Raw genomic sequence first — 22237 nt, 5'->3', positions numbered from 1 at the left:
CAGGCCGGTCCCGGCCGTGCATACTTCTAAGGAAGAGGTGTGTGGCGGGTCCGGTCGCCGACAATCACCCGTTCGGACCCAGCAGGAAGTGTTCATGACCAAGCTGTCGGTAGTTGTCCCTTGCTACAACGAAGAAGCAGTCATCGACAGTTTCGACGTCGAGATCCGCAGGGTCCTGGACGCGCTGCCCGTCACCTATGAGGTGTGCTACGTCGACGACGGCAGCCGCGACGGGACCCTGGAGAAGCTCCGCAAGATCGCCGCGGAGCACGGCGAGCAGACCCGCTACGTCTCGTTCAGCCGGAACTTCGGCAAGGAGGCCGGCATGCTCGCGGGCCTGCGCGAGGCCACCGGTGACGCGGTGGTCATCATGGACGCCGACCTCCAGCACCCGCCCGAGCTGATCGCCACCATGCTCGACTACTACCGGCAGGGTCACGACCAGATCATCGCCCGGCGCACGCGCGAGGGGGACAAGAAGGTCCGCTCCGCGCTCAGCCGGCTGTACTACCGCGGCGTCAACCGCTGGGTGGACGTCGAGCTCACCGACGGCGTCGGTGACTTCCGGCTGCTCTCCCGCCCGGCCGTCGACGCCCTGCTGTCGCTGCCGGAGTACAACCGGTTCTCCAAGGGGCTCTTCTCCTGGATCGGCTTCGACACCGTCCACTTCGACTACCGCAACGCCCAGCGCGAGGCCGGCGAGACGAAGTGGAAGTTCGGCTCCCTGCTGAACTACGCCATGGACGGCCTGATCTCCTTCAACAACCGGCCGCTGCGGATCGGGATCTGGCTCGGCGTGTCCCTCGTGGGCCTCACCGGGCTCTACGCGCTGTGGATCACCGTGATGGCGATCACCCACGGCGTGGAGTCCCCCGGATACGTCACCCTCGTCGCCCTCATCACGGGCCTCGGCGGGGTGCAGATGATCATGCTGGGGCTGATCGGCGAGTACATCGGCCGCATCTACTACGAGACCAAGCGCCGGCCCCACTTCCTGGTCAAGGAGGCGCACGGCGCCGGGCGCCCGCAGGCCGGGCGGGCGGACGCCGCCGAGGCCGTCATCGTGGAGCGCAGCCGCGGATGACGGCCGACGGCACTCCCGCGCGCGGCGACGGCGCCCCGGCCCAGGGCGACGGCACTCCCGCCCGCAGCACCCGGTGCGAGCAGCTCGGGCAGGTCCTCCGCTTCGGCCTCGTGGGCGGGGTGAACACCGCCACCTTCTTCGGCATCTACCTGCTCCTGCACCCGTGGATGCCGTACTTCGCCGCCTACACCCTGGCCTTCCTGCTCTCGATGGTCGGCTCGTTCTTCATGAACACCTACTTCACCTACCGGACCCGGCCGACCTGGAAGAAGTTCGCGCTCTTCCCGCTGACCAACGTCACCAACTACGTGATCCAGTCGGCCGGCCTCTACGCCCTCGTCACCTGGGCCGGAATGGACACCCGGATCGCGCCGCTGGTCGCGGCCGTCGTGGCGATCCCGTTCACCTTCCTGCTCTCCCGCAAGATCCTCGTCCCCGGGGCGGCCCGCGCGGCCGCACAGGACCCGGCCCGGAGCCCGTCCACGCTCTGAAACCGGCGCGCGGGCGCGCCCGGCCACCCCGTAGATTGAGGGCGCAAGGGTCAGCAGGGCAAGGGGCAAGGGGAACACGTGTCAGCGGCTAGGCAGAGCGTCGTGGACGCCCGCAGGATCGTGGTCAAGGTCGGCTCCTCCTCGCTCACCACCGCGGCGGGCGGGCTCGACGCCGACCGGGTGGACGCGCTGGTCGACGTACTGGCCAAGGCTCGCAGCGGCGGCGAGAAGGAGATAGTGCTGGTCTCCTCCGGAGCCATCGCCGCCGGGCTCTCCCCCCTCGGACTGCGCCGCCGCCCCAAGGACCTGGCCCGCCAGCAGGCCGCCGCGAGCGTCGGGCAGGGCCTGCTCGTCGCCCGGTACACCGCCTCCTTCGCCCGCTACGGCATCCGCGTCGGCCAAGTGCTGCTGACCAGTGACGACACCAGCCGGCGGGCCCACTACCGCAACGCCTACCGGACCCTGGACCAGCTCCTCGTGATGGGAGCCCTGCCCGTCGTCAACGAGAACGACACCGTGGCCACGGACGAGATCCGGTTCGGCGACAACGACCGGCTGGCGGCCCTCGTCGCCCACCTGGTCCGGGCCGACCTGCTGGTGCTGCTGTCCGACGTCGACGGCCTCTACGACGGGGACCCGTCGCTGCCCGGCACCACCCGCGTCGAGGAAGTGCGCGGCCCCGAGGACATCGCACACGTCTCCATCGGCAGCGCCGGCAAGGCGGGAGTCGGCACCGGCGGCATGGTCACCAAGGTCGAGGCCGCCCGGATCGCGGCCGCCGCCGGGATCCCCGTGGTCCTCACCTCCGCCAGCCAGGCCGCGGACGCCCTCGCCGGGCGCGGCACCGGCACCCTCTTCCACCCGACGGGCCGCCGCTCGGCGGACCGGCTGCTGTGGCTCCAGCACGCCTCGGCCCCGCAGGGACACCTCGTACTCGACGACGGCGCGGTGCGCGCGGTCACCGAACGCGGCAGCTCGCTGCTGCCCGCCGGGATCGCCGCGGTGGAAGGGGAGTTCGTCGCCGGGGACCCTGTGGAACTGCGCTCCGCGGACGGCCGCGCGGTGGCCAGGGGCCTGGTCAACTTCGACGCCAAGGAGCTTCCGAGGCTGCTGGGGCGCTCCACCCGCGAGCTCGCGCGAGAGCTCGGACCCGCGTACGAGCGCGAGGTCGTCCACCGGGACGATCTGGTGCTGCTGGAGGGCTGAGGTTCGGTAAAACCGCCGCACGGCAGGCCAAGGACTGGTCAACTGTCAGAGGCAGACGGACCCGCGGGGCGTGGCGGAGCAGACAGGAGGCGGCTGGTGAGGCGAGCGCTGACCAGCGTCGGCACCGGGGACGGTGACGGCGGCGGAGGCGGGGACCAGGGCGACACCTCCCGTCTCTGGCACGTGACCCTGAGCGTCTCCGGCAAGCCGGCCCCGCTGTGCGAGGTGCGGCGCGGGCTGGAGCAGCTGGCGCATGATCACCCGTTTCTGCTGACCAGCCGGTATGCCGATGACCATGCGGAGATCCGGTACTGGGAGGAGGCCCGCGACCTGCACGACGCGGCGGCCGTCGCCCTGCGGCTGTGGGGCGAGCACCGCTCGTCGGCGCGGCTGCCTCCGTGGGAGATCGTCGGTCTGGAGGTCATCGACCGCGCGACCTACCACCAGCGGGTGGCGGAGGGCTACGGCCCACCCCCGGCCCACCCGGTCGGCGTGCATCCTTACTAGACGCGGCCCTCGCACCGGTCAGCGCCGGGGCGCTTCCCGGGCTTCGGGCCGCTGCGGCGAACTCCGTCCGCCGACGGCCGGGCGGAGCCCGCGGCCCTTCCCAACCCGTCCGGGCGGGGCCCGGGGTGCTTCGGGCCGTCCGGCGTTTGAGGACGGGGTCCGGGCGGGGCCCGGGGTGCTTCTGGCCGTCCGGCGTTTGAGGACCCGGTCCGGGCGGAGTCCGGAAGGGCGGGGTGGGGTGAGGCTCCGCGCAGCGGACGGCCGGGCCACCGGCCCCGCGGACCGGCCCGACCCGCCGCAGGCGCCCCGGCAGGCGACCGGCGTCTCGCGGGGTGAAACCCCACCGGCCCGCACTCCGCCGGCGACTACCCTGGCCGCATGACCTCGTACGACGCCCCCAGCCCCGTCACCGCCACCGCGCAGGCCGCCCGGACCGCCGCCGCGGCCATCGCCCCGCTCCCGCGGTCCGCCAAGGACGCCGCCCTCCTGGCCATCGCGGACGCGCTGGAGGCCCGTACGGCCGAGATCGTCGAGGCCAACGCCGTCGACACCGCCAAGGCCGCCGCGGCCGGCACGAGCGAGACCGTCATCGACCGCCTCACCCTCACCCCCGAGCGCGTCCGCGCCATCGCCTCCGACGTGCGCGACGTCGCCGCCCTCCCCGACCCCGTCGGTGAGGTCGTCCGCGGCTCGACCCTCCCCAACGGCATCGACCTCCGCCAGATCCGCGTCCCGCTCGGCGTCGTCGGCATCATCTACGAAGCCCGCCCCAACGTCACCGTCGACGCCGCCGCGCTCTGCCTGAAGTCCGGCAACGCCGTCCTGCTGCGCGGCAGTTCCTCCGCCTACGCCTCGAACACCGCCCTCGTCGGGATCCTCCGCGACGCCATCGTCTCCACCGGCCTGCCCGCGGACGCGATCCAGCTCGTCCCCGGCGAGTCCCGCGACTCCGTCCGCGAGCTGATGCGCGCCCGCGGCCTCGTCGACGTCCTCATCCCGCGCGGCGGTGCCTCGCTCATCAAGACCGTCGTGGAGGAGTCCACCGTCCCGGTCATCGAGACCGGTACCGGCAACTGCCACGTCTACGTCGACGCCCAGGCCGACCTCGCCATGGCGGTGGACATCCTCGTCAACTCCAAGGCCCAGCGGCCGTCCGTCTGCAACTCCGCCGAGACGCTGCTGGTCCACCGGGACATCGCCGCCGCCTTCCTGCCCCTGGCGCTGGACGCCCTCGCGGACGCCGGCGTCACCGTCCACGGGGACGGCGAGGTGCTCTCGTACGCCGAAGGCACCAAGGTGACCGCCCTGCCCGCCACCGACGAGGACTGGGCCGCCGAATACCTCTCGTACGACATCGCGGCCGCCGTCGTGGACTCCCTCGACGAAGCCGTCACCCACATCCGCCGCTGGACCTCCGGGCACACCGAGGCGATCGTCACCACCTCGCAGGCCGCCGCCCGCCGCTTCACCCAGCTGGTCGACTCGACCACGGTCGCCGTGAACGCCTCCACCCGGTTCACGGACGGTGGTCAGTTCGGCTTCGGCGCGGAGATCGGCATCTCCACGCAGAAGCTGCACGCCCGCGGCCCGATGGGCCTTCCCGAGCTGACCTCCACCAAGTACATCGTCACCGGTGACGGCCACGTGCGGTAGTCGCCCGCCGTACACGGTGTGGCCGGAATTGCGCTCACACCCTGCCCAAAGCAGTCCCCCAGGTCTACTCTGGTCGCGTGCCGGACGACGTGGGGGACAAGCCGTTCCCGGACGACGGTGAGCCCGACGACGACCGCGGAGGCGCGGATCAGGACTTCGCCTCCGTGGTGTTCGACGAGGCCTTCGTCCGGAACGCCGAGATTCACGAACCGAGCGCGGCCGAGCGCCAGCGGGCCGCCGACCGGGCCCGCGCCGAGGCCGCCGAAGCCGCGCGCGTGGCCGGCGGCCGGCCCGGCGAGGACGACTACGACGGCTACGGGTACGTGCCGCCCGGCGCCTACGGCCTCGACGAGCCCGGCTGGGAGCAGGCCGGCTACGGCCACGGATACCCGGAGGGCCCGTACGGCGCCTACGGGGGCCGGTTGCGGCCCTACCGCGGCCGCTCGCCGTGGCTTCGGCCGGTCGCCTGGATGCTGGCCGTCGTGATGGGCCTGGGCATGGTCGCCCTGGCGTTCAGCGCGGTGTACCGCAGCGCCGACGGCGACCCGGACCCGGCCCCCGCCCCGTCCAGTACCCCGCTGCGCGAAGTCACCGGCGCCGGGGCGTTTACGTACCCCGTCGGCCGCCAACCCTGAAAGTACGACCCCTGAGCACGACCCCACTCGCGTGACCGGAGCCGGGGGCTTCTCTGAAGCGGGGACAGCGGGGAGAAGCGATGGCCGTTCCAGGAGATCCGCCCAACGGCACCCCCGACGGCACCGGCGGTGGCGACGACGACTTCCGGCCGGACGAGTACCGGTCCGTGGTGTTCGACGAGGACTTCGTCCGCGCGGCCCGGCTCCAGGAGTACTCCGCCGAGGAACGCATGGGCGAGCACGCCCGGGCGGTCCGCAGCCGTTCCCTCTGGTCGGGCGGCGGCGTCGGGCACCGCACCAGCACGCCCGGCAGGGGCGCCCGGCAGGGCATGCTGCTCGTGCTGCTCATCGCCACGGCCTTCGCGGTCGCCGTGTACATGGGCCTGCGCAACCCGTACGTGCCCACGCCCGAGACCGAGGCCCGGCCGCTCGGCAGCATCGTCGTGCCGCTCGCGCCGACCGCCCCCGTGCCCGGCGGACGCCCGGCCGATCTGTTCGCCGACAGCCCGGCGGCGCAGTACCCGGTCGGCGCGGCCGGAATCACCCTGCCCGCGGTGCGCCGTACCGCGCACTTCAGCGAGAGCCAGATCGTCTCGGCGCTGTCCATCGCGAAGGACTACCTGGTGCAGTCCTCCCTGGACCCGGACGTCCTGGCCGGGACCGCCACCCGGCCCGTCCGGGTCCTGCTCGACCCGGACCAGCTGCCGCAGTTCGACCACAGCATGACCTCACCCTCCGGGGACGGCCGGCACGCCGCCACCGGGTGGCTGGTCCGCTTCGACCCGGGCACCGCGGTGGTCGTCGATCCGCGCGTGCGGGTCAGCGGCATCCTCGCTTTCGAGGAGGTCACCCCCGACGCCCTGGAGGTCACCACCGACCACACCTTCGTGTACGCGGTCGGACCCGCCGGCGGGTCCCCGGCGGCCGCCGCCGGGGCCTCGCTCTTCACCGTGCGGCGCGAGCTGCAACTGCGCTTCGACCGCACGGACCTCACGGCCCGGCGCGCGGAGCTGGTCTCGGCCTACGTGGTGGCCGGACCGCAGGACTGCGCCACCGACCCCGCGGCGGCGTTCCGTCCGCTGCTCGCCGGGGCCGGCCCCACCACCGTCGGGCCGCCGGCCAGCGACCCGTACGCCAGCGGTCAGCCGAGGCGCACGGCCGGGCTGTGCGGTGTACTGGCGAGGCCCGCCTCCCCGGACGCCCCGGCGTCGCCGGACGGCGCGACTAGCGCTCCGTAGCCCCGCCCTCGCCGCCGTCGCGGGCGCCGCCCTTCGGGTCCCGGCCCGTCCCGGGGCCGGCGGGGGAGGCTGCGCCGGTGAACACGTCGCGGAGCTTGCCCCCCAGGTCGCCCGCGCCGCCGGCTATGTCGCCGACCAGCTTCATCAGCGGATCCTTACTGCCGCGCACGGATCCGGCGTAGTGCGCGGCGGACTCCCGGAAGGAGTCGGTCACCGAGGTGTCCTTGTCCTCGTCCCGCCGCGGGTAGTGGCCGTCCATGATCCGCTGGTAGTCCCGGTGCTGCGACCACTTCTTCAGCTCGGCCGCGCGCACCGTGGTGAAGGGGTGCGTACGCGGCAGCATGTTGAGGATCTTCAGCACGGAGTCGCGCAGGTCACCGCTCGCCTCGTACTCCTCGGCCTGGGCCAGGAAGGCGTCCACGTTCATCTCGTGCAGGTGGTGGCCGCCCGCCAGCTTCATCAGGCCGCGCATCGAGGCGTGCACGTCCTGCCCCACCAGCAGCCCGGCCCGGTCAGCCGACAGCTCCGACTTGCGGAACCACTCGCGCAGCGCGGTGACGACCGCGGTGATCGCCACACTGCCCAGCGGGATCCAGGCCACCTTGAGCGCCAGGTTCGTCAGGAACAGCAGGACCGTGCGGTACACGGCGTGCCCGGACAGCGCGTGGCCCACCTCGTGGCCCACCACGGCCCGCATCTCCTCCTCGTCGAGCAGCTCGACCAGGCCCGTCGTCACCACGATGATCGGCTCGTCCAGCCCGATGCACATGGCGTTCGGCTTGGGGTCCTGCTGCACGTACATCTGCGGGACCCGCTCCAGGTCCAGGATGTAGCAGGCGTCGCGCAGCATTTCGTGCAGGTGCGGGAACTGCGTCTCGCCCACCCGGACCGAATCCGACAGGAACAGCAGCCGCAGGCTCCGCTCCGGCAGCAGCCCGCTGAGCGCCTTGAACACGGTGTCGAAGCCGCTGAGCTTGCGCAGCGCGACCAGCGCCGAGCGGTCCGCCGGGTGCTCGTACGCCCGCGAGGAAATGCCGGGGAACCTCCTGCGGTTCCGGGCCGGTACCTTCTCGGTTCCGGTGTTCGTCATAGCGCCCTCCCCCTGGATAGACCTGTCTGCTCGCGCGTCCATCCTCCCCAACGCCTGAGTCGGCGTGAGCGTGCCCCGGGCCCCCGCATACGATGTGAGGGAAGTCTCCGCTCCCTCCCGACTCGATAGGTATCTGCCTGATGAGCCTCTCCACCACCACCCACAACCTGGTCGTTCTCGCGTCGGAGGGTGCCGAGCAGCACGGCGGCAACCACGACAGCCTGAGCCCTTACCTGACCGGTGGCGGCGCGTTCTTCATCCTGCTGCTCCTGCTCTGGATGACGACGCGCCTCAACCGCGACCGCTAGGGGGTGTCCGGCGCGGCCCCCGGCACCGCTCGGACGCGGGTCGGGGACGGGCCACCGGGCCAGTAGGCTCTGCGCTCATGGGAGAGCAGGGAACGCCTACCGGCCCGGTCAAGCGCCGCCTCGGCGTGATGGGCGGGACATTCGATCCGATCCACCACGGACACCTCGTGGCCGCCAGCGAGGTGGCCGCCCTCTTCCACCTCGACGAGGTGGTGTTCGTACCGACCGGCCAGCCGTGGCAGAAGTCGCACAGCGTCGTGTCACCGGCCGAGGACCGCTACCTCATGACGGTGATCGCGACGGCCTCGAACCCCCAGTTCTCGGTGAGCCGCATCGACATCGACCGCGGCGGCCCGACGTACACCATCGACACGCTGCGCGACCTGAGCGCCCTCAACCAGGACTCGGACCTGTTCTTCATCACCGGTGCCGACGCCCTCGCGCAGATCCTGACCTGGCGCAACGCCGAGGAGCTGTTCTCCCTCGCGCACTTCATCGGAGTGACCCGGCCGGGCCACGTACTGACCGACGACGGCCTGCCCGAGGGCGGCGTCTCCCTGGTCGAGGTGCCCGCGCTCGCGATCTCCTCCACCGACTGCCGGGCGCGCGTGGCGCAGGGCGATCCCGTCTGGTATCTGGTGCCGGACGGTGTGGTGCGCTACATCGACAAGCGTGAGCTGTACCGGGGAGCCTGAGCTTCCGGTTCCGGAGAGAGGGGCCCGCGGTGACCGACCGACAGGATCCGTACGACCCGTACGCCGCCCAGGAGCAGCAGCTCATCGGCTACGACCCGTACGGCCGGCCCGTGTACGGGCAGGCGCCCGCCCAGGCCCCCGCGCCCGCGTACGGGCAGCCGTACGGCTACGAGCACGAGGGCTACGCCCCCCAGCAGCAGCCTTACCCGCAGCAGGAGTACGGCTCACAGGACGGGACGCACGGCCAGGAGCAGTACGCCCCCGGCCCCGGGTACGACACCCGGCAGGCGCAGCAGTGGATCCCGCAGCAGCAGGCGCCGCAGCAGCCCGCCCCGGACCCGCAGCCCGCACCCCAGATCCCCGAGCCGCGCCGGGCCGCCCCCGAACCCGAGGCCGGCCGGGACTACCGCACCGAGATGTTCGCCTTCATCGACCAGCCGGACGAGGAGTCCGAGGACGTCATCGACTGGCTCGCCTTCACCGAGAGCCGCACCGAGCGCCGCGAGGAGGCGCGCCGCCGCGGCCGCAACCGGATCGTGGCGCTGGTCGTCGTCATCGCCCTGGTCGTCGTCGGCGGCGCCGGCTACCTCTGGTACGCGGGCGAGCTCCCCTTCCTCGACGGGCCGGGCGGTCAGAAGAAGACCGCGGCCGCCACTGGGGCGCAGAAGCGCGACATGATCGTCGTCCACGTGCTCAACACGAAGAAGGGCGGCTCCTCCACGGCGCTGCTCGTCGACAACGTGACCACGAAGCAGGGCGCCACGCTCCTGGTGCCGAACACGCTGACCGTTCCGCAGCAGGACGGCACCGACCAGCCCCTGTCCAAGGCGGTCGAGGGCGGCGGCCTCGGTACCCGCGAGGCGCTCGACTCGGTCCTCGGCACCCGCATCGGCGGCACCTGGCGCCTGGACACCCCCTTCCTGGAGCGGCTCGTCGAGCTGGTCGGCGGCATCGAGGCCGACACCGACACCGCCGTTCCCGCCGACGACCAGGCCAAGACCCCGGCCGTGGCCCAGGGCGCGAAGCAGAGCCTGACCGGTGCGATGGCCGTCGCGTACGCCACTTACCGCGCCCCGGGCGAGCCCGAGACCAAGCAGCTGGAGCGGCTCGGCAAAGTGCTGTACGCCGTCCTGCGCAAGGTCCCCGGCGACCCGAAGGCGGCGGCGGTCACCGTCGAGAGCATGGGCCAGATCCTGGACCCGGCCCTCAACGCGCAGAACCTGGGCGCGCTGCTGTCGCGGATCGGCGAGCACGCCAAGGTGGGCGCGTACCGCACCGAGGTGCTGCCGGTGAAGCCGGACGGCCGCCTCGGCGACGACGCGGGCAGGAAGGCCGTCGACGAGATCCTCGGCGGATCCGTCGCGGCGGTCCCCGGCGCCGCCCCCCGCATCGGCCTGAGGGACGCCACCGGAGACGAGAAGGCGCAGCTCGCGGCGAAGGCGGCGCTGCTGAACGGCGGCTACACGCTGGTGGAGGGCGGCAAGGCCGACAAGGCCGCGGCCGTCTCGCAGATCACCTACCTGGACGAGGCGCAGCGGGCGAAGGCGGTCGAGGTGGCCAAGACGCTGGGGCTGCCGGAGACGGCCGTGAAGAAGGCCGGAAGTTCGGTGAACGCGGACGTCGTGGTGCTCCTGGGCAAGGACTACAAGGTCTCCTGAGCCGTCGCGCCGCGCCTTTGAGCTGCGGCCCCGCCCGCGCGGAACGTATCGCGCGGGCGGTGTCGGCGGTACATGAGACCCTTGAGAGGATCTGCCCGCCAACCCGAAAGCATGGCCAGTGACCGCCACGGACCGCTCCATCGAGCTCATCACCGCCGCCGCCCAGGCCGCGGCCGACCGGCTCGCGCACGACATCATCGCGTACGACGTCAGCGACGTGCTGTCGATCACCGACGCCTTCCTCCTCGCCTCCGCGCCCAACGACCGCCAGGTCAAGTCGATCGTGGACGAGATCGAGGAGCGCCTGCTCAAGGAACTCGGCGCCAAGCCGGTGCGCCGCGAGGGCGACCGCGACGCCCGCTGGATCCTGCTGGACTACGTCGACATCGTCGTGCACGTCCAGCACAGCGAGGAGCGGGTCTTCTACGCGCTGGAGCGCCTGTGGAAGGACTGCCCCGAGATCGAGCTCCCCGAGGACGCGAAGCTCACCATCGGCAAGGCCGAGGAGCACGCGAAGCTGCGCGAGGCGCAGGGTGACGACGAACTGGACGGTGATCTGTTCTGAGCACGACCGACCCGGGTACGACCGGTACGGCCACCTCCACCGCACCGGCCGCATCGGACGGCAAGAACGGCAGGACCGGCCGGAAGATCGTCCTTTGGCGGCACGGACAGACCTCCTGGAACCTGGAGCGGCGCTTCCAGGGCTCCACGGACATCGAGCTGACCGAGACCGGTGTGGCGCAGGCGCGCCGCGCCGCCCGGCTGCTCGCGTCGCTGGGGCCGGACGCCATCGTCGCCTCCGACTTGCGGCGCGCCTCCGCCACGGCCGCCGAGCTGGCCACCGTCACCGGCCTTCCGGTGGCGCATGACGAGGCGCTGCGCGAGACGTACGCGGGCGAGTGGCAGGGGCTCACGCACGAGGAGATCCTCCACAAGTACGGCGAGCAGTACGCGGCGTGGAAGCGCGGCGAGCCCGTGCGGCGCGGCGGCGGCGAGCTGGAGACCGAGGTCGCCGACCGGGCCGCGCCGGTCGTGCTGCGCCACGCCGGCCTGCTGCCCGAGGGCGGCACGCTCGTGGTGGTCAGCCACGGCGGGACGATCCGTACGACCATCGGCCGCCTGCTGGGCCTGGACTCGTCCTCCTGGGAGAGCCTGGGCGGGCTCTCCAACTGCTGCTGGTCGGTCCTCGGTGAGGGCGCGCGCGGCTGGCGCCTCATGGAGCACAACGCCGGCACGCTGCCGGAGCCGGTGCTCGGCGACGACGACTGAGCACCGCCGATGCGGGCCCACCGGCCGGATTTCACTTTCCGGCTGGTCACAGGCTAGAGTTCTTCTTGTTCGCAGCGCGGAACGCCGGAAACGGGGGGAGCGCGGCGAGGAGCGGGGCTATAGCTCAGTTGGTAGAGCGCCTGCATGGCATGCAGGAGGTCAGGAGTTCAATTCTCCTTAGCTCCACAATCGGTATCCCGTCCCCAACAGGGGGCGGGATACTCGCGTTTGTTCCTTTTGTGCTTGCTGACCCGGCCCGTACCGGCATGGCAGAATCGGACGGCCGGAGGGGGACACGACGGCCCGACGCGGGAGGGAGTCGCTGACGGATGGGTGCACACCGGCGGCGGTGCGACTGGTGCAACAACGGCACGCCGATCGTGCGGGACATGGAGCCGGTCAATCCCGACTACCAGTACTGGTGCGAGGAATGCGCGCGGGCGCTGATCATAAAGGGCGACCCCATCGAGACGTACCGCGAGCTGGAGGGTGAGCCGATCTACGGCCGGCTGCTCGACGAGCACTGCACGCTCAAGCGGTTCTACCAGTTCGCCAAGGCGTGATGAAGCGGATGTAGTGGTACATATCGGGCATGGCCCCGGGGTCGCGGAAACCGATTTTTGGACCAGGGCCATGACCGTGTAATGTTTGGGACGTCGCCAAGGGGAACCGGCAAGGGAAACCGAAACGGCAGGCAGTACAGCGATACAAGGGGCTATAGCTCAGTTGGTAGAGCGCCTGCATGGCATGCAGGAGGTCAGGAGTTCAATTCTCCTTAGCTCCACAGTGAACAGAAGCGGGTCACCCGGATCGGGTGGCCCGCTTCTCGTTGTGCGGAACGTCCGAGCGGGCGTCGGGGCCGCTGCGGTACCCTGACGCCATGCGTGCCGTACGCCTTCTGCTTACCGAGCCGCGCTGATCAGTACCGACCCCTTCGAGACGGTCGGCATCGGCGCGGCGTCCCCTCCTGTGCGAGGGGTTTTTTCGTTTGGGCAGGCAGAGACGGCAGAGACGATCGATGGAGCTTCAGAAATCATGAGCGAGACGAACACCCCGGCCCCCGAGGCGGCCGAGGCGCACCGCTACACGGCTGCCATGGCCGCCGACATCGAGGCACGCTGGCAGGACGTATGGGACGCGGAGGGCACCTACGAGGCCCCCAACCCGACCGGTGACCTGGCCGGGGACCAGGCCGTCGTCGCGCGCCCCAGCAAGTTCATCATGGACATGTTCCCGTACCCGTCCGGTGCGGGCCTGCACGTCGGCCACCCGCTCGGCTACATCGCCACGGACGTCTTCGCCCGCCACCAGCGGATGAGCGGCCACAACGTCCTGCACACCCTGGGCTTCGACGCCTTCGGCCTGCCGGCCGAGCAGTACGCCGTGCAGACCGGCACGCACCCGCGCGTGTCCACCGAAGCCAACATCGAGAACATGAAGGTCCAGCTGCGCCGGCTGGGCCTTGGCCACGACAAGCGCCGCTCGTTCGCGACGATCGACCCGGACTACTACAAGTGGACGCAGTGGATCTTCCTGCAGATCTACAACTCCTGGTACGACGCCGACGCGAAGCGGGCCCGCCCGATCGCCGAGCTGGTCGCCGCCTTCGAGGACGGCTCCCGCGAGGTCCCCGGCGGCCGGGCCTGGGCGGAGCTGGACGCCGGCCAGCGGGCCGCCGTGCTGAACGAGTACCGGCTGGCCTACGCCTCGGACGCGCCCGTGAACTGGTGCCCGGGGCTGGGCACCGTACTGGCCAACGAGGAGGTCACCGCCGACGGCCGGTCCGAGCGCGGCAACTTCCCCGTCTTCAAGGCCAAGCTGAGCCAGTGGAACATGCGGATCACGGCCTACGCCGACCGCCTGCTGGACGACCTCGACGCGCTGGACTGGCCCGACGCCATCAAGCTGCAGCAGCGCAACTGGATCGGCCGCAGCGAGGGCGCGCGCGTCGACTTCGCCGTGGGCGCCGACGCCATCACCGTCTTCACCACCCGCCCCGACACCCTGTTCGGCGCCACCTACATGGTGCTGGCGCCCGAGCACGAGCTGGTCGAGAAGATCGTCCCGGCCGCCTGGCCCGAGGGCACCCACCAGGTGTGGACCGGCGGCGCCGCGACCCCGCACGAGGCGGTGGACGCGTACCGCAAGCAGGCCGCGGCCAAGTCGGACGTCGAGCGGCAGGCCGAGGCCAAGGACAAGACCGGTGTCTTCACCGGCGCCTACGCCACCAACCCGGTCAGCGGCGACCAGGTCCCCGTCTTCATCGCCGACTACGTCCTGATGGGCTACGGCACCGGCGCGATCATGGCGGTCCCGGCGCACGACAGCCGCGACTTCGCCTTCGCCCGCGCCTTCGAACTGCCCATGCGCTGCGTCGTGGAGCCCTCCGACGACCGCGACGCCGACCCGGCGGAGTGGGACGACGCGTTCTCCTCCTACGACGGCACGATCGTCAACTCGACCGGCGAGGGCATCTCGCTGGACGGCCTGGGCGTCGTCGAGGCCAAGGCCCGGATCACCGAGTGGCTGGCCGGACGGGGCATCGGCGAGGGCACCGTCAACTTCCGCCTGCGCGACTGGCTGTTCAGCCGCCAGCGCTACTGGGGCGAGCCCTTCCCGATCGTCTACGACGAGGACGGGGTCGCGCACCCGCTGCCCGAGTCGATGCTGCCGCTGGAGCTGCCGGAGGTCGAGGACTACTCGCCGCGCACCTTCGCGCCGGACGACGCCGCGTCGAAGCCCGAGACCCCGCTGTCGCGCAACGAGGACTGGGTCTTCGTAGAGCTGGACCTGGGCCGCGGCGAGGGCGTCAAGCGCTACCGCCGCGAGACCAACACCATGCCGAACTGGGCCGGCTCCTGCTGGTACGAGCTGCGCTACCTGGACCCGCACAACGACTCGGCGCTGGTGGACCCGGCGATCGAGCGGTACTGGATGGGCCCGCGCGAGGGCGCCCCGCACGGCGGTGTCGACCTGTACGTGGGCGGCGCCGAGCACGCGGTGCTGCACCTGCTGTACGCGCGCTTCTGGTCCAAGGTGCTGTTCGACCTGGGCCACGTCTCGTCCGCCGAGCCGTTCCACAAGCTGTTCAACCAGGGCATGATCCAGGCCTACGCGTACACCGACGCGCGCGGCGTGTACGTGCCGGCGGCCGAGGTCGAGGAGCGCGACGGCGGCTACTTCTACCAGGGCGAGCCGGTCAAGCGTGAGCACGGCAAGATGGGCAAGTCCCTGAAGAACGCCGTCACGCCGGACGAGATCTGCGAGGAGTACGGCGCCGACACGCTGCGCCTGTACGAGATGGCGATGGGCCCGCTGGACGTGTCGCGTCCCTGGGACACACGGGCCGTGGTGGGCCAGTACCGGCTGCTCCAGCGCCTGTGGCGCAACATCGTGGACGAGGAGACGGGCGCGGTGACGGTCGTCGACGCCGAGCCCGCCGAGGACACGCTGCGCGCGCTGCACAAGGCCATCGACGGGGCCGGCGCGGACCTGGCGGGGCTGCGCTTCAACACCGCCATCGCGAAGATCACCGAGCTGAACAACTTCCTGACGAAGGCCGGCCGGCCGCTGGAGCGCTCGGTCGCCGAGCGGCTGGTGCTGCTCGTCGCCCCGCTGGCGCCGCACATCGCGGAGGAGCTGTGGCACCGGCTGGGGCACAGTGACTCGGTGGTCCACCAGGACTTCCCGGTCGCGGACCCGGCGTACGTGGTGGACGAGAGCGTGACCTGCGTCGTCCAGGTCAAGGGCAAGGTCAAGGCCCGCCTGGAGGTGCCGCCGACGGTCTCCGAGGCGGACCTGGAGCAGCTGGCGCTGGCCGACGAGGCGGTCGTGGCGGCGCTGGGCGGGGCGGAGATCCGCAAGGTGATCGTGCGCGCGCCGAAGCTGGTGAACATCGTCATCTGAGGGCCGGCGGCCTGGTTGCCGGGCCGGTCGCAGGCCTGGTTGTAGGGGTCTTCCCGTACGGGCAGGTTGGGGGTTCGAAGGGAACCCCCGACCTGCCCGCTGCGTTTACGGTGGAAGGGACGGAATAGGCAGGGGAAGGGAGCCTCATGGAGGCGGGCGCGTTGGTCATCTTTGCCCTGTTGGTGCTGTTCGCCTTCCTGGGGCTGGGCGCGTGGGCCGCGGCGAAGGCGGTGGGCGCGGCGAAGCGCGGCGTCGACAGGTCGATCACGCAGGCCCGGCGGAGGGTGGAGGACACGACCCTCAGGGCCAGGAGCCTCGGCCAGGTGGGGGTCACCGCGGGGCTGGCGCAGCTGCGGCTCGACCTGCGGACCTCGATGCGGGCGACGCAGCAGGCGCTGTACCAGGGCGTGCAGACGGACGGCTCGCTGCGGGAGTCGATCGGCCTGTTCGAGCGGCTGAGCGAGCACGGGCACGACCTGGACGCCGAGCTCAAGCGGCTGGAGCAGGAGCCGGACCGCAAGCGGATCGCGGAGAGCCTGCCCGACCTGCGGGCCCGCACCCGCAAGATCACGGAGTCGGCGGACTCGCTGCGGTGGGCGGCGCGGGAGCGCGCCCGGCGCTTCGCGGAGGACGACCTGTCCGCGCTGTCCGCGCAGATCGAGGTGGAGTCGGGTGCGCTGCGCGACTGGTCGCGGCAGTCGGTGGACGACCTGGCGGCGGCCGCGGCCGCCTGGGACGCGGGCGAGCCGGAGAGCCGGCCCGGCACCCCCGCGAAACCCCGCCCCGCGGCCCTGAACCCGTCCTCCCCGCCGCGCCGCCACCCGTGGGAGAAGCGGCCGAAGCCGGAGGCGACGGCCTGAGGACGGTCGCGGGCGGGGGTGACCCTGCGGGGGCCCGGGAGGGGCCCGCGCTGCAGGAGGGGGGCCGCTGGCGGTAACCTCCCGCTCATGTCCCGCCATGTCGCGATCGTCACCGATTCCACGGCCTACCTGCCCCCACCGGCGATGGCGCGGCATCGGATCACCGCTGTCCCGCTGACCGTGGTGCTCGGCGACGAGGCACTCGAAGAAGGCACCGAGATCTCGGCCCGCAGCCTTGCCGTGGCCCTGCAGAAGCGCCGCTCGGTCACCACGTCCCGCCCCAGCCCGGAGGATTTCGCCCGGGCCTACCAGGCGGCCGCCGACGCGGGGGCCACCGGCATCGTCAGCCTGCACCTCTCCGCCGAGTTTTCGGGCACCTGTGACGCCGCCGTGGTCGCCGCCAAGACCGCCCCCGTCCCGGTCCGGGTGGTCGACACCGGCATGGTGGCCATGGCGCTCGGCTTCTGCGCGCTCGCCGCCGCCGAGGTGGTGGAGACCGGCGGCTCGGTCGACGAGGCCGTGGCCGCCGCGGAGAAGCGGGCCGCCGACATGTCGGCGTACTTCTACGTCGACACCCTGGACTACCTCCGCCGCGGCGGCCGGATCGGGGCCGCGCAGGCCCTCCTCGGCTCGGCGCTCGCCGTCAAGCCGCTGCTCACGCTGGACGGCGGGCGGATCGAGATGCTGGAGAAGGTGCGTACGGCGTCCAGGGCCATCGCCCGCCTCGAAGAACTGGCCGTCGAACGCGCGGGCTCCGGCAGTGTCGACATCGCCGTGCACCACCTCGCGGCGCCGGAGCGGGCCGAGAAGCTCGCGCAACGGCTCCGGGAGCGGGTGCCCGGGCTGGTCGAACTGCACGTCAGCGAGGTCGGCGCGGTCATCGGCGCGCATACCGGGCCGGGTCTGCTGGCGGCCGTCGTCTCGCCGCGCTGAACGGCGGAGCGAACGGGTGGGTCACCGTGACGGGCGCCGGTCGGTTCACCGGAACGGGTGAGCGGGTTATCCACAACGGGCGGCTCATCCACCGGAATTGAACCCTCCGAACGGAGATCGGAGGAGGCCCCTACCGTCGTGGCATGACTCTGCGAACGCGTACCGCGTCCCCTTCCCGAGCCGGCGCCACCAGTGGCCCCGGCCGTCCCCGCCGGTCCGACGGCCGGTTCCGCGACCGCCCGCGGCGGCCGTACCCCGACCCCGTGACGGTGCGGCGCCGGGCCGAAGCCATCCTGACGGCGCCGCCGCCCGACCCCGTGCGGGAGGTCCGTGCACCCGACCCGGTCAGCGGGCCCGAGCCGGTGGCCGTGCGGGAGACGGCCCCGCCGGGCGGCCGGGGGACATGGCGGCTCGCGGTCCGGGAGCGGCTGCCCGGGTGGGTGCAGGCCCGGTGCGGGCTGGAGCCGCGGACGGTGGCGGCGCTGAGTGTGGTGCTGGTCGCGGCGCTGGGCTTCGCCGCCCAGCAGTACTGGTCGGCGCGGCCGGGCCCGGTGACCGCGCCGGCCGTGGTCGCGCCCGCCTCGGCACCCGGCCCCGCCCCGGCGCCGCCGGCCCCCACCGGGGGTACCCGCGTCGTGGTGGACGTCAGCGGCAAGGTCCGGGAGCCGGGGGTGCGGACACTGCCCGCCGGAGCCCGGGTGGAGGACGCCCTGGCCGCCGCCGGGGGAGTGCGGCCGGGTACCGATACCACGGGGCTGAACCGGGCCCGGGTACTGGTGGACGGCGAACAGGTGGTGGTGGGCGCGCCCGCGCAGCTTCCGGCGGGGGGCGGCGGCGCGGGCCCCGGGCCGGGTGGTGGCCCGCTGAGCCTCGGCAGTGCCACCGTCGCCCAGCTCGACGGGCTGCCCGGGGTCGGCCCGGTGCTCGCGCAGCACATCGTCGACTTCCGGACCGCGCGGGGCGGTTTCCGCTCCGTGGAGGAACTCCGGCAGGTCAACGGCATCGGCGAACGCCGGTTCTCCGACCTGCGCAAGCTGGTGCGACCGTGAACCCGCCCGAGGGGTCCCGGCCGGTGGACCTGCGGCTCGCCGGGCCGGCCCTGGCCGCGTGGGCGGCCGCCGCCGTCGCCCTGGACGCGCCGGCCGGGTGGACCGCCGCCGGGGTGGGCCTGGCGGTGGTCGCGGCAGGGCTGCTGTTGTGGGCCGGCTGCCGCGGGCCGGGTGCGCTGTGGCGGGTGGGCACGGCCGCTGCCGCCGGGTTGCTCTGTGCGGGCGCCGCCGCCGGGGTGGCCGGGCTCCAGCGGGCCGAGGACCGGGCCGGTCCCGTCGTCGGGCTGGCCGGGGAGCACGCCCGGGTCCTGGCGGAGCTCACCGTCGGCTCCGATCCCCGGAGCGTCGGGGCCGGGAACGGGCCGCCCGTGGTGGCGCTGGACGCGGTGCTGACCCGGGTGACCGCCCCCGACGGTGCGCGGAGCCGGGTCGAGACCCCGGTCCGGGTACTGGCCGGGCATCCGGCGTGGGCGGCCCTGCTGCCCTCGACGCGGGTCGAGGTGGTGGGGCGGCTGTCCCCGGGCCGGGGCGGGGAGCGGGGCGTGGCGTTGCTCCGGCCGGCCGGGGACGTGCCCCCGAGGGTGATCCGTGGCCCCGGCGCGGCGCAGCGTCTCGCCGGAACCCTGCGGGCCGGGCTCCGGGAGGCGACGCGGGGGCTGCCGCCCGACGCCCGGGCGCTGTTGCCGGGCCTGGTGGTCGGCGATGTGTCCCGGGTTCCGCCCGACCTGCACGAGGCGTTCCGCGCCACCGACCTGCTGCACCTGCTGGCGGTGTCCGGCTCCAACCTCACCGTGGTGCTGTTCCTGCTCATCGGGCCTCCGGCCGCCGCGCAGCACGCGGAGCGGCGCGGGCTGGCCCCTCGCCTGGGGCTGTCGCTGCGGGCGACGGCCCTGTGCGGGGCGGCGCTGACGCTCGCCTTCGTGGTGGTGTGCCGGCCCGAACCGAGCGTGCTGCGGGCCGCCGCCTGCGGGTCGGTCACCCTGCTGGCGCTGGCCACCGGCCGGCGCAGGTCGCTGGTGCCCGCGCTGGCCGCGGCCGTTCTGCTGCTGGTGCTGTACGACCCGTGGCTGGCCCGCAGTACCGGCTTCCTGCTGTCCGTGCTGGCCACCGGGGCGCTGCTGACGCTGGCGCCGCGGTGGGGCGAGGTGCTGCGCGGGCGGGGGGTGCGGCCCGGGCTCGCCGGTGCGCTGGGGGCCGCCGCGGCCGCCCAGGCGGTGTGCGCCCCGGTCGTGGTGGTGCTCTCCGCCCGGGTGAGCCTGGTGGCGGTGCCGTGCAACCTGCTGGCCGAACTCGCGGCGGGCCCCGCCACCGTGCTGGGCTTCGCGACGCTCGCGGTGGCTCCGCTGTACCTGCCGGCGGCGGAACTCCTGGCGCGGTGCGCGGGGGTGCCGGCCGGGTGGATCGCGGGGGTGGCCCGCACCGGGGCGGGACTGCCCGGGGCGGAGCTGACCTGGCCCGACGGGTTCGTGGGCGGTGCGTTGTTGGCCGCGGCCACGGCCGGCGTGCTCGGCCTGTGCCTCCGGTGGGGCCGCAGGTGGTGGTTCTGCTCCGCGCTGGCCGTGGCGCTGCTCGTCGCGGTACTCAGGCCGCCGGCGCTCGTTCGTACGTTCAAAGGATGGCCGCCGCCCGACTGGAATTACGTCCAGTGCGCGGTGGGGCAGGGGGACGCGGCCGTGCTCGCCGTGGGACCGGGCACGGCGGTGGTGGTGGACGCGGGACCGGAGGCCGGCCCGGTGGACGCGTGTCTGCGGAGCCTGGGCGTGCGCAGGATCCCGTTGCTCGTGCTGACGCACTTTCACGCGGATCATGTGGGCGGCCTCGCGGGCGTGCTGCGGGGCCGGGCCGTGGGTGCGATCCAGACGACGACGCTGGCGGAACCGGCGGGCCAGGCCGAGTTCGTGCGGCGTACGGCCGCCGGAGCCGGGGTGCCCGTGCTGGCCGCGGCGGCGGGTGAGCGGCGCCGGACCGGACCGCTGGAGTGGCGGGTGCTGTGGCCGCCGCCCGCCGGGCTGCCGACGCAGGGACCGAACGACGCGAGCGTCACCCTGCTGGTGCGAACCTCCGGCCTGACCCTGCTCCTCCTCGGTGACCTCGAACCGGTCGCCCAGCAGGCCCTGTTGCGCGATCATCCGGAACTCGGGCCGGTGGACGTGCTGAAAGTCGCCCACCACGGCTCCGCACACCAGGACCCGCAGCTCCAGGCGCGGGTCAGGCCGCGGATCGCGCTCGTACCGGTCGGCGCCGGAAACCGGTACGGCCATCCCGCGTCCGCTACCCTCACCAGGCTGCGGGCCATGGGTGCGGTCGTGCTGCGCACGGACACGGACGGCAGTGTGGCCGTCGCGGGGAGCGGGCCAGGGCTACGGGCGTTCCCGGCCGGCCGGCGGCGCGAACGGCGTGGGCATACCGGGCGCGGCCGTGCCGTTTGCCCACAACCCGGCAGCATGATCGAATGCGTCTTCGCCAGAACGGTCCGAGTCCACACTGCACGGGGGTGCACCAACCATGTTCGGACGCCGACGGGGGATGGAGCCGGGCGGCAGCGCCGCCTCTCATACGGCCGCGACGCTCACGCTGCCACCAACGGCCCGGCTGCTCAGCTGCCGGGTGCTCGACACGGTCCACCAACCGGTGCGCCAGGCGAAGTTCGAGGTGACCGATCCGATAGGCCGCCGGGTCGTCAGCGGGGAGACGGACCCGTACGGCGGGTTCACCGCCGCCGTCCCGGAGGGGGAGTACCGGCTCTCCGTCACGGCCGCGGGCTACGCCCCCTTCCACGGCGCGACGCTGGTGGGGGACCCGGCGCAGCCCGGCACGGCGGAGATCGTCCTCGACGCGGTGGAGCCGCCGCGGCTGCCCGCGCCCGGGCACTGGGAACTCGACCCGACGCACTCCTCGATCGGCTTCACCGCGCGGCACATCGGCTTCGCCCGGATCCACGGCCGGTTCACCACCTTCGCCGGCGCGGTGCGGATAGCCGAACGCATGGAGGACTCCTCCATGCGCGTGATCATCGATGCGGGCAGCATCGACACCGGGCTGCGGATGCGGGACGACCACCTGCGCTCCGCCGACTTCCTGGACGCCGCGCGCCATCCCACGCTGGAGTTCTACAGCGAGCGCTTCATCCACCGCAGTGGCAGCCGGTGGGCCGTCGCGGGCGCCCTTACCCTGCACGGCGTGAGCCGCTCCGTCACCCTGGACACCCAGTACCTGGGCAACGGCACGGGACTGCAGGGCGAGCCGCGGGCCGCTTGCCGGGCCACGGCCGAACTGAACCGCGAGGACTTCGCGCTGAACTGGCAGTCGGTACTGGCCCAGGGGGTCGCGGCGATCGGCGCGAGCGTCGAGGTCGAGCTGGACATCCAGATCGTCCACAAGGCCTGAGGGGGCCGGGGCGGGGCTCAGGGAGCCTCCAGCCACCCCTCGTAGGCGGCGGCGAGGTCGTCCAGCGAAGCGGAGTCGAGCTTCTGCTGCGGGTCCTCGACGACCACCAGCCACTGGGCGTCCTCCGCGTCGTCCTCACCGGCGAGGGCGTCGCGGACTAGTTGGGGCTCCTCGGGCAGGCCGAAGCGGTCGACGAGCTCGGTCGCCACCTCTTCGGCGGCGTCGCGGTCGGGCAGGACCAGTACATGTCGCGGGTTCACCCGAC

20 protein-coding genes, 2 tRNA genes and 1 pseudogene are annotated in these 22237 nt (G+C 72.9%); 21 read left to right on the top strand and 2 right to left on the bottom strand.

Features of this window, described 5'->3' with window-relative positions; translation table 11 throughout:
• The first annotated feature begins 94 nt into the window (after window positions 1-94).
• The 7 genes from ACZ4M3_RS12400 to ACZ4M3_RS12370 all read left to right on the top strand — a co-directional run bounded on the left by ACZ4M3_RS12400 (window position 95) and on the right by ACZ4M3_RS12370 (window position 6814).
• Window positions 95-1084, top strand: a complete 990-nt coding sequence (locus ACZ4M3_RS12400) for a glycosyltransferase family 2 protein (RefSeq protein ID WP_467731673.1) — start codon at window positions 95-97, stop codon at window positions 1082-1084.
• A complete protein-coding gene (locus ACZ4M3_RS12395) occupies window positions 1081-1575 on the top strand; it encodes a GtrA family protein (protein WP_467731671.1) in 495 nt (164 codons plus the stop codon). Before ACZ4M3_RS12400 ends, ACZ4M3_RS12395 begins: the two co-directional genes overlap by 4 nt.
• 78 nt (window positions 1576-1653) lie before the next feature.
• Window positions 1654-2781: a glutamate 5-kinase gene (proB, locus tag ACZ4M3_RS12390; protein ID WP_467731669.1), complete on the top strand. Its 1128-nt coding sequence runs from the start codon at window positions 1654-1656 to the stop codon at window positions 2779-2781.
• A gap of 42 nt (window positions 2782-2823) precedes the next feature.
• On the top strand, window positions 2824-3288 hold the full coding sequence (locus ACZ4M3_RS12385) for a hypothetical protein (protein ID WP_467732234.1): 465 nt from the start codon (window positions 2824-2826) through the stop codon (window positions 3286-3288).
• Between the two features lie 378 nt (window positions 3289-3666).
• Window positions 3667-4941, top strand: coding sequence for a glutamate-5-semialdehyde dehydrogenase (locus tag ACZ4M3_RS12380; RefSeq protein WP_467731667.1), 1275 nt, complete (start codon window positions 3667-3669; stop codon window positions 4939-4941).
• Window positions 4942-5018: 77 nt separating this feature from the next.
• Window positions 5019-5576 (top strand): SCO2584 family spore wall biosynthesis protein, encoded by a 558-nt coding sequence (locus tag ACZ4M3_RS12375; protein ID WP_467731665.1) that lies wholly within the window; start codon window positions 5019-5021, stop codon window positions 5574-5576.
• An 80-nt stretch (window positions 5577-5656) separates the two neighbouring features.
• Window positions 5657-6814 (top strand): SCO2583 family membrane protein, encoded by a 1158-nt coding sequence (locus ACZ4M3_RS12370; RefSeq protein WP_467731663.1) that lies wholly within the window; start codon window positions 5657-5659, stop codon window positions 6812-6814.
• On the opposite strand, the gene ACZ4M3_RS12365 is transcribed toward ACZ4M3_RS12370, so the two are convergent.
• A complete protein-coding gene (locus tag ACZ4M3_RS12365; RefSeq protein WP_467731661.1) occupies window positions 6801-7904 on the bottom strand; it encodes a M48 family metallopeptidase in 1104 nt (367 codons plus the stop codon). The two genes, ACZ4M3_RS12370 and ACZ4M3_RS12365, sit on opposite strands and share 14 nt — an antisense overlap.
• Before the next feature lie 140 nt (window positions 7905-8044).
• Here ACZ4M3_RS12365 and ACZ4M3_RS12360 point away from each other — a divergent pair, with 140 nt between their 5' ends.
• From ACZ4M3_RS12360 to ACZ4M3_RS12295, 14 genes and pseudogenes are all read left to right on the top strand, one after another.
• Entirely contained in the window at window positions 8045-8212 is a 168-nt protein-coding gene (locus ACZ4M3_RS12360) for a hypothetical protein (protein WP_453354997.1), read from the top strand.
• Between the two features lie 77 nt (window positions 8213-8289).
• A complete protein-coding gene (gene nadD, locus ACZ4M3_RS12355; protein WP_361310888.1) occupies window positions 8290-8907 on the top strand; it encodes a nicotinate-nucleotide adenylyltransferase in 618 nt (205 codons plus the stop codon).
• 29 nt (window positions 8908-8936) lie between these two features.
• Entirely contained in the window at window positions 8937-10565 is a 1629-nt protein-coding gene (locus tag ACZ4M3_RS12350) for an LCP family protein (RefSeq protein ID WP_467731659.1), read from the top strand.
• 118 nt (window positions 10566-10683) lie between these two features.
• A complete protein-coding gene (gene rsfS, locus ACZ4M3_RS12345) occupies window positions 10684-11130 on the top strand; it encodes a ribosome silencing factor (protein WP_136215683.1) in 447 nt (148 codons plus the stop codon).
• Window positions 11131-11216: 86 nt separating this feature from the next.
• A complete protein-coding gene (locus ACZ4M3_RS12340) occupies window positions 11217-11837 on the top strand; it encodes a histidine phosphatase family protein (protein ID WP_467732232.1) in 621 nt (206 codons plus the stop codon).
• 113 nt (window positions 11838-11950) lie between these two features.
• Window positions 11951-12023 (top strand) — tRNA-Ala (locus tag ACZ4M3_RS12335).
• 143 nt (window positions 12024-12166) lie between these two features.
• Window positions 12167-12400 (top strand): hypothetical protein, encoded by a 234-nt coding sequence (locus ACZ4M3_RS12330; RefSeq protein ID WP_136215681.1) that lies wholly within the window; start codon window positions 12167-12169, stop codon window positions 12398-12400.
• Between the two features lie 148 nt (window positions 12401-12548).
• Window positions 12549-12621: transfer RNA gene (locus tag ACZ4M3_RS12325), tRNA-Ala, on the top strand.
• 251 nt (window positions 12622-12872) lie between these two features.
• Entirely contained in the window at window positions 12873-15743 is a 2871-nt protein-coding gene (leuS, locus tag ACZ4M3_RS12320; RefSeq protein WP_467731656.1) for a leucine--tRNA ligase, read from the top strand.
• A 146-nt stretch (window positions 15744-15889) separates the two neighbouring features.
• Window positions 15890-16603, top strand: a complete 714-nt coding sequence (locus ACZ4M3_RS12315) for a hypothetical protein (protein WP_467731654.1) — start codon at window positions 15890-15892, stop codon at window positions 16601-16603.
• Window positions 16604-16690: 87 nt separating this feature from the next.
• Window positions 16691-17536: a DegV family protein gene (locus tag ACZ4M3_RS12310; protein ID WP_467731652.1), complete on the top strand. Its 846-nt coding sequence runs from the start codon at window positions 16691-16693 to the stop codon at window positions 17534-17536.
• A gap of 143 nt (window positions 17537-17679) precedes the next feature.
• The gene (locus tag ACZ4M3_RS12305) at window positions 17680-18585 is read left to right on the top strand and encodes a ComEA family DNA-binding protein (RefSeq protein WP_467731650.1); all 906 of its coding nucleotides are present in this window, start codon (window positions 17680-17682) and stop codon (window positions 18583-18585) included.
• A pseudogene (locus ACZ4M3_RS12300) lies at window positions 18582-20966 on the top strand (ComEC/Rec2 family competence protein); the annotation flags it as partial. The gene ACZ4M3_RS12305 and the pseudogene ACZ4M3_RS12300, both read left to right, overlap by 4 nt.
• Before the next feature lie 124 nt (window positions 20967-21090).
• Window positions 21091-21972: a YceI family protein gene (locus tag ACZ4M3_RS12295; RefSeq protein ID WP_467731648.1), complete on the top strand. Its 882-nt coding sequence runs from the start codon at window positions 21091-21093 to the stop codon at window positions 21970-21972.
• Between the two features lie 17 nt (window positions 21973-21989).
• Here the strand turns inward: ACZ4M3_RS12295 and ACZ4M3_RS12290 are convergent, their stop codons facing one another.
• A complete protein-coding gene (locus ACZ4M3_RS12290) occupies window positions 21990-22232 on the bottom strand; it encodes a hypothetical protein (protein WP_467731646.1) in 243 nt (80 codons plus the stop codon).
• Between the last annotated feature and the right edge of the window lie 5 nt (window positions 22233-22237).

This window comes from Streptomyces sp. NPDC026522 (assembly GCF_055567555.1).
The sequence above is the reverse complement of the archived record's forward strand: the minus strand, read 5'-3'. Positions and strand labels throughout refer to the sequence as shown.